Genomic DNA, 12,164 nt, shown 5'->3' on the forward strand with positions numbered 1-12,164 from the left:
GCAGAAAACCCGCCACGGTGGCGGGTTTTTGAGAGCGCCGGGCGGCGCCTTTTATCGAGACGAATAAAACAAAGCGGTGCGCTATTCGCTTCGCGGGTAGCGCCGCAGCAGCTCTTCCAGCGTATCCGGCGGCGTCTCGTCGCTGATCACCGCCTCGCCCAAGGCATTTAGCAGTATCAGGCGAAGCCGGGCGTCGACATTCTTCTTGTCCAGGCGCATGCGGCTGAGAAAGTCCTCGACATCCATATTCGCCGGAGCGGCCAACGGCAGCCCGGCGCGCTCGATCGCCGCCCGGGCGCGGGTGAGTGCCGGCTCGTCGATCATGCCAAGCTCGAAGGAGAGCGTGGCCGCCATCGCCATACCGGCGCCGACCGCCTCGCCGTGTAGCCAGTTACCGTAGCCCTGGTGCGCCTCGATGGCGTGACCAAAGGTGTGGCCCAGGTTCAGCAGCGCACGCACGCCCTGCTCGGTTTCGTCCTCGGCGACGATATCGGCCTTGATCTGACAGCTCACCGCGATCGCCTCGCTGACGGCCTCGGCATCCGTGCGGCGAAGCGCGTCCATGTTCTGCTCGAGCCAGCTCAGAAACGCCTCGTCGCGAATCAGTCCGTACTTGATCACTTCGGCAAGCCCGGCGGAGAGTTCGCGAGCGGGCAGTGTGGCCAGCGTGTCGGTATCGATGAGTACCGCGCGGGGCTGGTGGAAGGCGCCGATCATGTTCTTGCCCAGCGGATGGTTGACGCCGGTTTTGCCGCCGACCGAAGAGTCCACCTGGGAGAGCAGCGTGGTCGGCACCTGAATGAACGCCACCCCGCGCTGGTAGGCGGCGGCGGCGAAGCCAACCATATCGCCGATCACGCCGCCGCCGAGGGCGACCAGCGTGCAGCGGCGGTTGAAACCGGCGCTCAGCAGCGCATCCCAGATACGCTCGACCTGCTCGAGGTTCTTGTAGCGCTCGCCGTCGGGTAGCGACAGCGTGCGCACGTCGCACTCGTCGGGCAGAGCGTCGATCAGCGCCTGTAAGTAGAGCGGCGCAATGGTGTCGTTGGTCACCACCATCACTTGGCGCCCCGCCAAATAAGGCGCCAGCAGGCCGGGCTCACTCAACAGAGCGCGGCCGATATGAATGGGGTAGCTGCGCTCGCCGAGCGCCACGTTGAGGGTACGCCGGGCGCTTGCGGTCATGAGGATACCCCGGAGTCGGTGAGCTGGCGGTTTTCCAGCGGGTCGTTCAAGCGCCGCGCGCGACGCAAAATGTCGTTGACCACCGCGCGAGGGCTTCGCCGGTCGGTGCGTACGGTAATGTCCGAGGTCGCGCGGTAGAGCGGGTCACGTAGTAAAAACATGTCCTTGAGCACCTGCTCGCGGTCGACGCGCTGCAATAGCGGGCGGTTCTTGTCGCGGGCGGTGCGCTTGAGCTGCTGCTCGACGGTGGTGAGCAGATACACCACGGTGCCGCGCTCGCGCAGCGCCCGGCGGTTCTCTTCGCGCAGCACCGCGCCGCCGCCGGTCGCCAGCACCACCCCGGAAAGTCTGGTGAGCTCATCGATCATCTGCACTTCACGCAGGCGAAAACCGGGCTCGCCTTCGACGTCGAAAATCCAGGGGATATCCGCACCGCAGCGGTCCTGAATTACGTGGTCACTGTCATGAAAAGTGCGCGAAAGCTCCGCGGCCAGCAAACGGCCGATGGTACTTTTGCCGGCTCCCATCGGGCCGACCAGAAAAAGATTGGGTAAATCCTGCATCAGCGAACCGCCAAACCATCATCGAGTAGTCGTGGAGTAATAAACACTAACAGCTCTACCTTCTCATTGCTCTCCTGGTTGTAGCGAAACAGCCGACCCAAAAGCGGCAGATCGCCCAGAAGCGGCGTTTTAGAGATTTGGCTGAGCTGTTCGGTGGTCAAGATACCGCCCAGCACCACGGTTTGGCCATTGTCCACCAGCACCTGGGTTTCGATCTGGTTGGTATCGATGGGCGGCTCGCCGCCGAATTCGCTTTCGCGGAAACTGTCGTTCTTGATCACCAAGTCCATGATGATGCGGTTGTCCGGGGTGATCTGCGGGGTCACCTCGAGCGAGAGCTCGGCCTCCTTGAACTGAGTGTCCGGATTACCCTGCACGTCCACGCTCTGAAAGGCGCGCTCCTCGCCCTGGCGGATGGTGGCAGTGCGCTGGTTGGCGGTGATGATGCGCGGCTGGGAGATCGTCTGGCTCTTGCCCTCGCTCTCCAACGCTCGAAGCTCGAGATCCAGCAGCACGTCGCCGGAGAGATAGCCGAAGCTGAACCCGGTGCCACCGATCGCCCCGGGCCCAAGATCCACGGCGAGCCCGCCCTGAGCGCGATTGATGCCATTGGGATTGATATCGCGACGAGCGTATTGTCCGGTATCTTCATTGAGCTGGAAACCGCGTGTGCTCGACGCTCCCCAGTTGATGCCAAGCTCACGCGAAGCGGTGTCGCGCGCAATGACGATACGCGCCTCGATCTGTACCTGGCGTACGGCGACGTCGAGCCGATCCAGGGTGGCCACGATTTCGCGAAGCTGGTCGGCGGTGTCCTGTACCAACAATGTATTGGTACGCTGGTCCACGCTGACCCGGCCGCGGTCGGTCAATAGTCCAAAGCCTTCGGCGCCGCGCAAAAGCTGTGCGAAATCCTCGGCGCGGGCGTAGCGCACCTCGATGAATTCGGTCACCAGCGGCGCCAGCGTTTGGCGCTGGTTGCGCGACTCGATCTCCTGGCGCTCGACCTCGGCAAGCTCCCCGGCCGGGGCGATCACGATCACGTTACCCTGCTCGCGGCTCGACAGCCCTTGGCTTTGCAGAATCAGCGCCAGCGCCTGATCCCAGGGCACGTCGTTCAGGTTCAGTGTGACTCGACCTGTGACGCTGTCGCTGGCGACCAGGTTGAGCCCGGTAAATTCGGCAAGCGTGGCCAGCACCGAGCGCACCTCGATGTCCTGAAAGTTGAGGCTCAGCCGGTCGCCGGTAAAGCGCTCATCCGGCCGCTGGGAAAGGGAATCCGCAGGCGTAGCCACGGGCTCGACGTCAACGGTCAACACGCGTCCGCTTTGCGAGGAGAGCAGCGCATACGGCCCCTGAGTTTGTAGCTCGAGCTGGGTACCCGTAGCGGTGGTGCGCGGCGTGATGCGATTGATCGGCGTGGCGAAGTCGGTGACGTCGAGAATCTGGTCGAGCGACGCGGGCAGCGTGACGCCCGGCAGGGTGGCGTTCACCACGCCAAGCCCCGCCTCCTCGACGCGGGCGTTCACCCCGCTCTGGCTGAACGTGACCAGAAGCCGCCCGGCGCCATTGGCGCCGCGGCGAAAATCGATGTCCTCGATTTCCGGCCCGCTGGCGGCGGCAGGTGCCGGGCGCGGTGTCGGTGTAGCGGCGGGAACGCTGGCGGCGCTTACCGTCGACGCTGGCGCGACCGGCGGCTGGGAGCCAATGGCGGTGGGGGTAAGAAATACGCTGAGCCGGCTCGGTGAGGCCGCCGAGCGAAACGTGTGCGCCCCGCTTAAATCGACGATCAGCCGCGTGCGCCCGCCGCCTTCGATGGTGGTAATGCGCTCTACACCGCCTTGCCCCACTGCCTGGCTTCGCTCGGCGAGCCCATTTTGTGTATTGGCCAGATCCAGCGCCAGCCGCGGCGGCGCTTCCAGCGCGTAGCCGGTCAGCTCGCCCGGCGCGCCGTCAAACGAAAGCAGCAGCTCGACCTCGCCCTGAGGCGCGTCACGCACCTCCAGATCGGTCAACAGCGCCGCCGAGGCAAGCGCCGGGCAAGCAAGCAGCGACAGGGCGAGCAGACAAAACGCGGTACGGCGGGCAATGGTGATCATAAACAGGGATGTCCAAATAAACGTCCAACGAAAATGGTTGTTCAACCGCAGTGCTTGAGCGCCTCAAGGCTGCAGCGACAGAGCGGCCGGGCTCGTTTGCCACCCTTGCTGCTCGTCAAGGATGCGCTCGATCAGCGTGACCTCGTCCAGCGTAATGCGGGTAATCTCCCCGTAGTTGGTACCCAAGTGATTGCCTTCGCGCACGGTGACGACGCTGCCGTCCGGCGTTGCGATCAGGGCGACGCGCTGACCGCCCATTTGAAGCGTGCCCACCAGGCGTAGCGACGGGAGTGCAAAGGCCTCCAGCGGCTCTAACGGGCGCTGAGTATCCGGCGCCAGAGCGCTGTTGCGAGTAGCGATTGTCTCACTGCGCGTGAGCCGCTCAGGCGCCAAAAACGGGCTACGCGACTCGCTATATCGATAGTTTAATAATGCAGGCTCGGGAAACGGTTGGGCATCGATGGCCACTGGCACGTTCGGCGCGCGCCGAATCTCGGCAAGCGTGACGTCGAGCTGGTCGAGCATGGCGTCGTTGCAACCACATAGCAAAACGGCCAGCAATAGCGGTAACAGCGCGCGCTGGATCATGGCGCCACCTCTTCGGTTCGAGCCTCGTCGATAAAGGTATAGGTGCGCGCATCCAGCGTTAGCCGCAGCGACTCTCCCGGCGGCTCGATGGCGGTAAGGGTCAAATCGTGCTGGGTCACGATCCGCGCTAACTGGCTGATATCGGCAACGAAGCGGCCCAGCTGGTGGTAGCCGCCGCGCACCTGGATATCCAGAGGATGCTCGATGTAGTGCTCGTTGGCCACCGGCGCGCCGAGGCGAATCACCTCGATGGTAAGACGATTATCCACCGCCGCATCGCTGATGCTGTCCAGCAGCGACGGAATCTCGACATTGGTCGGCAGCATCGCGCGCATGCGCTCCATATGACCGCCAAGGGTTGCCAACTGGCTTTGAACGTTGGGCAAGAGTGCCACTTCCGAGGCCTTGACGCGGTAGTCGCTCAACAGCCGCGCTTCCTCGCGTTTGGCTTCGGCAAGGCCGGCGCGTTTTTCGCTCACCTGCCAAGTCATTAAGGCCCCAAAGGCGACGGCAAACACTAGCACCACGCACAGCGCCTTCAAAAAAATCGGCCAACCGCCCGCCTCTTTTAGATCGAGACTTTGCATCTCGACTTCCTTGAGGCGCTGCCACTCTTGGCGCGCCCGAGCTTTGCTCATCACTGGGCGGTCTCCTCGGTCGTCGCACTGGCCTCAACGGTATGTAGCGTTTGCATCATATCGAAGCGAAAACGCCGCCCCTGCTCGTCCGGCGCGCTGGTGACTTCCGACAGCACCGGTACCGCGAAGCCCGGCACGCGGGCCAAGCGGCGAAGCTGCTCGGAAACCTGGCGCTCGTCGTTGGCCGTTGCCGTCAGGCTCACCCGCGGGCCTTCGCGGCTGAGCTCTTCGTAGACCACGCCGTCGGTCAAACTGGCCGCCAGCGCATTGAAGAGCTCGACGGTATCGATGCGCTCATTTTGCAGCGTATTGAACAGCGCGAGCTGCTGGTTGAGCTGAGCGACATCCTCCTGGTAGCGCTTGACGTCTTCGATCTGCTGATCGAGCTGCTCGATGTGGCGGACGATATAGTCATTTCGTATCGCCTGTTCATCGAGCTCCTGCTGATAGATCAGCGAAACGCCAAGGGCTACCAGAATGCCCATCGCGAGCGACAGCGCCAGCACGCCGTAGAACTGTTTGGTGCGCCTCTCCCGGCGCGCTTCGCGCCAGGCCAGCAGATTGATATTGATGTTCACTGGCTCACCTTCATGGCAAGCCCACAGGCGGTGAGCATCGCCGGCGCGTCGCTGGTAAGCCCTTTGACATTGATTCGTGGGCGCAGCTTCATGCGCTGGAACGGATTGGCCTGAGTCACCGTGAGGTCGTTCTCCTGGGCGATGCGCTCGGCAAGGCCCGGAATCACGCTCGACCCGCCAGCCAGTACCAGGTGCTCCACGCGCCGCTTACGCCCAGCGGTGTAGTAAAGCTGCAGCGAGCGGCCTACCTGCTGCACGACGGTGTCGATGAAGGGATTGAGCACGCTATCCTCGTAGTCGTCCGGCAGCCCGCCACGTTTTTTGGCGAGCCCCGCTTCTTCGTTGGTCAACTCGTAGCGCTCGCGAATGGTATCGGTAAGCTGGCGCCCCCCATAAACGGTGTCGCGACTGTAAATGATGCGCCCATTGTCGAGTACATGAAAAGCGTTCATGTTCGCGCCCAGGTCCACCAGCGCCATGTTCGCCTTCGCTTCCTCGGCCACGTTGAGCTGACGCCGTAGCTCGCTGAATACGCGCTCCACGGCGAAGGTTTCGACATCAACCGCCGCGGGCTCGAGCCCTGCCTGCATTAAGGTGTCGGTAAGCTGGCTGACGTCACTCTGACGACACGCCACTAAAATCACCTGCTGCTGATTTTCGTCACCGGGGACCGGTCCTAGACACTGAAAATCGAAGGCCACCTCATTGAACGGAAACGGAACGTGGCGGTCGTACTCATCTATGATTCGAGCCTCTATTTCGTCTTCGCCAAGAGAGGCAGGGTACGTAATGAGACGGGTGATCGCCGCACTCGCCGGTATTGCCACGGCGGCCTTGCGAGTTGAAGGCTTGGCGTGTTCGACGGCGGCTCGAAGTACCCGAGCTACATCGTTGATATCGCGGATACGCCGCTCCACCACTGCGCCTTCCTTAAGCGGGCGAACGGCGTAGCTTTGTACCTGGTAGTTGGTATCCAGCTGTTTAAGCTCTAAAAGCTTAACGGTGGCCGAGGTAATATCGACCCCGATCAATCCCTTTCCAGACGTTGATAGGCGCATGGGATCCCGTTTGGTTTTATCGTTTTACCGAGCGTGTAGCGAGGTTACCTTATTTTTAACAGCGCGACACGTTAAGACCAACAAGGCATATCAACACTGGTGGCCGATGGATAGGCTTCTTATAATGGTGCCCAATTGCGCAATACGGCGAGTTGGACGCCGTACCTCTTTTATCTCCACGGGTGCCCTCTGTTCATGACGTTTTTACGAACCCTTCTCGTGTCACTGTTCTCCGCGGTGGTTGCCCTCGTGGGCGCCACGGCGCTGGCCGTGATCGCCGCTGCTATCTACTTTTCGCCCGGGCTTCCCGATGTCCGCCAACTGCAGAATTTCGAGCTCCACACCCCGCTTCGCATCTTCACCAACGATGGCAAGCTGATTGGCGAGTTCGGTGAAGAGCGACGTATGGTGGTGGATTACGACGAAATCCCTCAGAACATGATCAATGCATTGATCGCCGCCGAGGACTCGAGCTTCTTCGAGCACGCAGGCGTCGACCCGCGAGGCTTGGCTCGCGCCGCGGTGGAGCTTGCCAGTAGCGGCGGTGCAATCCAGTCCGGCGGCTCGACCATCACCATGCAGGTCGCGCGTAACTACATGCTGACGCTGGATCAGACCTTCACGCGCAAGATTCGCGAGATCCTGCTCGCGCTGCAGATGGAGCAGGTGCTCTCCAAGCAGCAGATCTTCGAGCTCTACGTGAACAAGATCTTTCTGGGCAACCGCGCCTACGGCATCGCTACCGCCGCGGAAACCTACTACGACCGCCCGCTCTCCGAGCTAACGCTTGCCGAAACCGCGATGATCGCCGGCCTGCCCAAGGCGCCATCGGCGTTCAACCCGCTGGCCAACTCCGAGCGCTCTTTGATCCGCCGCAACTGGATCCTGTTTCGCATGCGCGAGCTGGGCTATATCGATAACGACACCTACCAGGCCTCGGTGCAGGAGCCCGTTACCGCGCGTCGTCACTATACGCAAACCGAAGTGGACGCCTCCTACGTTTCGGAAATGGCGCGCCAGTTCGCCGTCGAGCGCTTCGGCGACACCGCCTACACCGGCGGCTACCGCATCTATACCACCATCGATAGCGAGCTCCAGCCCGCCGCACGTCAGGCGCTGGCCGATGGTCTGATCGAGTACGACCGCCGTCACGGCTGGCGCGGACCGGAGCAGAGCGACATCGCCGCGAGTCTGGTCGAAGCCCAGGAGCAGACCACGACCCAAGGGCTCGAGGAAGAGCTTTCCGAGTCGCCGGAAATTCGCCAGACCGCGCGTCAGGCCGCTGAGCGCAGCCAGACCGAGATCGAAGGCATCGACGGCGACGTCTCCAACTGGCTTCAGGTACTCGAGCGCACGCCCAACTACGGGCTATTGCAGCCGGCCATCGTGGTCGAAAGCAGCGGCCGCGAAATGCAGGTGCTGACCCGCGACCGTGAGCTTAGAACCATTGGCTGGGACGGCCTGAACTGGGCCCGCCAGTACCTGAGCCCGCGAAGCCGCGGCGGCGAGCCCGGTAGCGCCGATCAAATCGCCGTGCGCGGCGACCTGATTCGCGTAGTGGAAAGCGACGACGGCTCAGTGCGTCTTTCCCAGCGCCCGGACGTCGAGGGATCGCTGGTGGTGCAGGACCCGCGCACCGGCGCCATTCTCGCGCTGCAGGGCGGCTTCGATTTCAACGCCAGCAAGTTCAACCGTGCCATTCAGGCTCAGCGCCAGTCCGGCTCGATCTTCAAGCCGTTCATCTATCTCGCCGCGCTCGACGACGGCGGCATGACCGCGGCCAGCGTGGTCAACGATTCGCCCCTGGTGGTCGATGACGGCAGCGACTCGCTGTGGCGGCCGATGAACTCGAGCCGCGACTTCCAGGGCCCGATGCGCCTGCGCCCGGCTCTGGCCCGCTCGCGCAACCTGGTCACCATCCGGGTGCTGCAGTCGATGGGCATCACCCCGACCATCAACTATCTGGAAGGCTTCGGCTTCTCGGTGGACCGCCTGCCGCGCGGGCTGTCGCTGGCACTCGGCAGCGCAAGCCTTACGCCGATGGAGATGACCAACGCCTACGCGGTCATCGCCAACGGTGGTTTTCAGGTCTCGCCCTGGTTCATCGAGCGCGTCACGCGTAACGACGACCGCGACATTATCGACGAGGCCACGCCCAGCATCGCCTGCGCGAGCTGCGCCGAGGGCCAGCAAAGCGTCGAGATCGACGGCAAGAGCTACCCCATCGCCAAACGCGTGGCCGACCCGGCGGCGGTGTACATCCTGCGCGACATGCTGCGCGACGTCATCACCTCGGGCACCGGGCGCGCCGCGCTCAGCCTCGATCGCGACGATATCGTTGGCAAGACCGGCACCACCAACAACCAGCGCGACGCCTGGTTCGCCGGCTTCAACAGCAATTTGGTGACCACGGTGTGGGTGGGCAAGGACAGCAACGAAACCACCGCCGAGTACGGCGCCAGCGCCGCCCTGCCGATCTGGATCGACTTCATGGGTCAGGCCCTGGCAGGTACGCCGTCGGCGCTGCCGGAGCGTCCGAGCAACGTGGTGACCGCGCGGGTCGATCCGGACAACGGCCGCCGGCTCTACGACAATCAGTCCGGCGGCATTTCAGAGCTGTTCCGCGAAGGTAACCTGCCCTCCTACCAGGCGCGCACGGTAAGCCGCGAGTTCGAGGAAGCGACCGGCTCCCAGGGCTCCGGCGCGGCGGAATCGATCTTCTAACGCTCGCTTGTCTTGCAAGAAGACGCTCTGAACGAAACGCCCTAAACGAAAAAGCCCGGAACGCCATGGCGTTCCGGGCTTTTTTATGGCGCTAACCTGGGGGCGATCACGATGTGACCGGGTGCGCCTCGCGGCGGCTCGCCAAATAGTTGGCGCCGATCACCGCCGCCATCACCACCACCCCGGTAAGCTCGGTCCAAAAACTTGGATAGAACACGCCAAAGATCGCTGCGCCGATGGCGATGCGCGCCAGCCAGTTCATCCGCGTGAACAGGTATCCTTCGAGCGAAGCAGCGAAGGCGCACAGCGCGAAGATCGCGATGATCGCGTTCCAGATCACCACCGGTACCGGACCGCCAATAATGATCTCCGGGTTGAAGACCATGAACAGCGGAATCAGGTAGAGGCCCTTGGCGAACTTCCAGGCCTGAAAGCCGGTTTCCATCGGTTTGCTGCCGGCGATCGCCGCCCCGGCGAAGCCCGCCAGCGCAATCGGCGGGGTCACGTTGGAGTCCTGGGAGTACCAGAACACCACCAGGTGCGCGATCAGAAGCGGCACGCCGAACTCATTGGTCAAGGCAGGCCCCACCAGCACGATCAGTACGATATAGCTTGCGGTCACGGGAAGGCCCATGCCGAGTACCAGGCTCGCCAGCAGCACCATGACCAGTGCCAGCACCAGGTTACCGCCGGAGAACGCGAGCATCATCGACGAGAACTTGAGCCCGAGCCCGGTCAGCCCCACCACGCCCACGATGATCCCTGCCACGGCGCAGGCCATCGACACCGCCACGGCGTTACGCGCGCCCAATTCAAGCCCTTCGACCAGTTTGGTCAACCCCGACCAGACGACCGCTTTGGTGCGCTCAGCCGTTACGGGCTGGCCCTGGCCGGGGGCGACGAAGAAATACCAAAGCGCGTAGCGAATCACCGCGACCGCCACCATGGTGATGACCGCGTAATACCCCACCCGCATCGGTGACAGATTCAGCACCAACAGCCACACCAGCACCCCCAGCGGCAGCAGAAAGTGCCAGCCATCCTTCATCACCTGGCGCATCTTCGGAAGCTCCGAGCGCGGCATGCCCTGCATGCCCTGCTTGAGCGCGATGATATGCACGAACAGGTAGACCGTGGCGAAATACATGATCGCCGGCAGGATGCTGATCTTGACGATCTCCAGATACGGCGTGTTGGTGTACTCGGCGATCAAAAAGGCGCCGGCGCCCATCAGCGGCGGCATGATCTGCCCGCCGGTCGAGGCAGCGGCTTCGATACCGCCGGCCTGCTTGGGCTTGTAGCCCAGCTTTTTCATCAGCGGAATGGTGAAGGCGCCGGTGGTCACCACGTTGGCGATGGCGCTGCCAGAGATCGAGCCCATGCCCGCCGAGGCGAGCACGGCGGCCTTCGCCGGGCCGCCGCGCTGGCGCCCGGTGGCGGCGTAGGCCATATCGATGAAGAAACGCCCCGCCCCGGTGCTCTCGAGAAAAGCACCGAACAGCACGAAAATGAAGATGTAGGTCGCCGCCACCCCGAGCGGCAGCCCGAAGATGCCTTCTTGGCCGAGATAGAGCTGCCCCGCGACGCGGTCCAGCGTATAGCCGCGGTGGGAGAGAATGCCCGGCAGCCATTCGCCAAGCCAGGGCAGCTCGCCCCGGGGGCCGGCGAGGGCGTAGATAATGGCGATCAGCCCGATGATGGTCATCCCAAACCCCACCGCGCGGCGGCTCGCCTCCAGCACCGTGACGGTCGCGATCATCGCCACGATGATGTCGGTCTGGTTCCAGAACCCGGCGCGGTTGATGATCTCATCGAGAAAGAACACCAGATAGCCGCCGGTGATCAGGGCACCGGCAAAGCAGACGGCATCGAGCGCCCAGCCGAGCGCCCCGCGTTTGCGGTCCGGGCCGAACACCGGAAACATCAAAAACGCCAGCAGCATGACCAGCGCCAGGTGAATGCTGCGCTGGTAGAAAAGCCCGAGCGGCTGAATGCCCGCCGAATAGAGCTGAAAAAGCGACAGGGCGACCGCGACCAGCGTGATCGCCCAGAGTGCGGCGCGAGGCTGAATCGCGTTGGCACCCGGCATGACCACCGGCGGTTGAGTGGATTCGCTCATGGAGTCCTCGAAGCGTTAAAAGAGCTGCATTAGAAAAATGGCGTTGGAAGATCTTCGTACTAAAACCAGCATACTCAAACCAGGGAAGGTTCGAGTACACAGGGTCAATCGGCGTTGGCGCTTGAAGACGGTGCTAGCTCGACCGTCACGCGCTCACCGGCGGCGCGCTCGCTGATACTCGAAGGCTCATGCTCACCGTCAGGCCAGACGATGCGGTGGTTGACCGCTAGGGCACCCGCGCGCAGCAGGTAACGATTGCCTGGCACCGGCTCATCGATGGCGTTGATCCAGTAGCCGCCCTCGCCGTCGGAGACCTGCTCGCCGCGGCCCGCGATATGACCAAGTCCCGCGGCGAAGTCCGGCTGGTGGCTGCGCTCGAGCACCATCTGCCCCTGTTGATTGCGATAGCAGTCGAGCACGGTGAAGTGTGCCACCGAATGGTTCCAGGCCATACACCAGCGCCCGTCTTCCACAACGGTGTCATCGATCAACACCTCACCCGACTCACTGGTCACCACCAAACGCGCCGGCGCCTGTCCCCAGGCGCCGGCGTGCGGCAGTGTCATCAGTGAAAGCGCTATCAGCGGTAGAGTGGACCACTGCATGATCAGA

Annotated in this window: 10 protein-coding genes; 1 reads left to right on the plus strand and 9 read right to left on the minus strand. The window is 63.1% G+C overall.

Annotated features, from left to right (window positions below; translation table 11 throughout):
* Positions 1-81 precede the first annotated feature (81 nt).
* The 7 genes from aroB to pilM form a co-directional block, all read right to left on the minus strand.
* Entirely contained in the window at positions 82-1,185 is a 1,104-nt protein-coding gene (gene aroB, locus ACGLWX_RS05515) for a 3-dehydroquinate synthase (RefSeq protein ID WP_396237978.1), read from the minus strand.
* On the minus strand, positions 1,182-1,748 hold the full coding sequence (gene aroK, locus ACGLWX_RS05520) for a shikimate kinase AroK (protein ID WP_396237980.1): 567 nt from the start codon (positions 1,746-1,748) through the stop codon (positions 1,182-1,184). Before aroK ends, aroB begins: the two co-directional genes overlap by 4 nt.
* Complete coding sequence (gene pilQ / locus ACGLWX_RS05525) at positions 1,748-3,847, minus strand: type IV pilus secretin PilQ (RefSeq protein ID WP_396237982.1); 2,100 nt, start codon at positions 3,845-3,847, stop codon at positions 1,748-1,750. The genes aroK and pilQ overlap by 1 nt, the downstream gene beginning before the upstream one ends.
* A gap of 63 nt (positions 3,848-3,910) precedes the next feature.
* Positions 3,911-4,435: a pilus assembly protein PilP gene (locus tag ACGLWX_RS05530; protein WP_396237984.1), complete on the minus strand. Its 525-nt coding sequence runs from the start codon at positions 4,433-4,435 to the stop codon at positions 3,911-3,913.
* The gene (locus ACGLWX_RS05535) at positions 4,432-5,073 is read right to left on the minus strand and encodes a type 4a pilus biogenesis protein PilO (protein ID WP_396237986.1); all 642 of its coding nucleotides are present in this window, start codon (positions 5,071-5,073) and stop codon (positions 4,432-4,434) included. The genes ACGLWX_RS05530 and ACGLWX_RS05535 overlap by 4 nt, the downstream gene beginning before the upstream one ends.
* On the minus strand, positions 5,073-5,651 hold the full coding sequence (locus ACGLWX_RS05540; protein ID WP_252106840.1) for a PilN domain-containing protein: 579 nt from the start codon (positions 5,649-5,651) through the stop codon (positions 5,073-5,075). The genes ACGLWX_RS05535 and ACGLWX_RS05540 overlap by 1 nt, the downstream gene beginning before the upstream one ends.
* Positions 5,648-6,709, minus strand: coding sequence for a type IV pilus assembly protein PilM (gene pilM, locus ACGLWX_RS05545; RefSeq protein ID WP_252106839.1), 1,062 nt, complete (start codon positions 6,707-6,709; stop codon positions 5,648-5,650). Before pilM ends, ACGLWX_RS05540 begins: the two co-directional genes overlap by 4 nt.
* A gap of 195 nt (positions 6,710-6,904) precedes the next feature.
* Here pilM and ACGLWX_RS05550 point away from each other — a divergent pair, with 195 nt between their 5' ends.
* Positions 6,905-9,433 carry a penicillin-binding protein 1A gene (locus ACGLWX_RS05550; RefSeq protein WP_396237988.1) on the plus strand — a complete coding sequence of 843 codons (2,529 nt, stop codon included), beginning with the start codon at positions 6,905-6,907 and terminating at the stop codon, positions 9,431-9,433.
* A gap of 106 nt (positions 9,434-9,539) precedes the next feature.
* Here ACGLWX_RS05550 and ACGLWX_RS05555 read toward each other — a convergent pair whose 3' ends face one another.
* The gene (locus ACGLWX_RS05555) at positions 9,540-11,552 is read right to left on the minus strand and encodes a TRAP transporter permease (protein WP_396237990.1); all 2,013 of its coding nucleotides are present in this window, start codon (positions 11,550-11,552) and stop codon (positions 9,540-9,542) included.
* A 104-nt stretch (positions 11,553-11,656) separates the two neighbouring features.
* On the minus strand, positions 11,657-12,157 hold the full coding sequence (locus ACGLWX_RS05560) for a DUF1850 domain-containing protein (RefSeq protein ID WP_396237992.1): 501 nt from the start codon (positions 12,155-12,157) through the stop codon (positions 11,657-11,659).
* Positions 12,158-12,164 lie beyond the last annotated feature (7 nt).

Source organism: Halomonas sp. HMF6819 (assembly GCF_044335525.1).
Taxonomy (GTDB): domain Bacteria; phylum Pseudomonadota; class Gammaproteobacteria; order Pseudomonadales; family Halomonadaceae; genus Vreelandella.

Bases quoted from the DNA above. Each gene is read 5' to 3' on its own strand.
- aroB (WP_396237978.1), bottom strand. From the start codon at position 1,185: ATGACCGCAAGCGCCCGGCGTACCCTCAACGTGGCGCTCGGCGAGCGC.
- aroK (WP_396237980.1), bottom strand. From the start codon at position 1,748: ATGCAGGATTTACCCAATCTTTTTCTGGTCGGCCCGATGGGAGCCGGC.
- pilQ (WP_396237982.1), bottom strand. From the start codon at position 3,847: ATGATCACCATTGCCCGCCGTACCGCGTTTTGTCTGCTCGCCCTGTCG.
- ACGLWX_RS05530 (WP_396237984.1), bottom strand. From the start codon at position 4,435: ATGATCCAGCGCGCGCTGTTACCGCTATTGCTGGCCGTTTTGCTATGT.
- ACGLWX_RS05535 (WP_396237986.1), bottom strand. From the start codon at position 5,073: ATGAGCAAAGCTCGGGCGCGCCAAGAGTGGCAGCGCCTCAAGGAAGTC.
- pilM (WP_252106839.1), bottom strand. From the start codon at position 6,709: ATGCGCCTATCAACGTCTGGAAAGGGATTGATCGGGGTCGATATTACC.
- ACGLWX_RS05550 (WP_396237988.1), top strand. From the start codon at position 6,905: ATGACGTTTTTACGAACCCTTCTCGTGTCACTGTTCTCCGCGGTGGTT.
- ACGLWX_RS05555 (WP_396237990.1), bottom strand. From the start codon at position 11,552: ATGAGCGAATCCACTCAACCGCCGGTGGTCATGCCGGGTGCCAACGCG.
- ACGLWX_RS05560 (WP_396237992.1), bottom strand. From the start codon at position 12,157: ATGCAGTGGTCCACTCTACCGCTGATAGCGCTTTCACTGATGACACTG.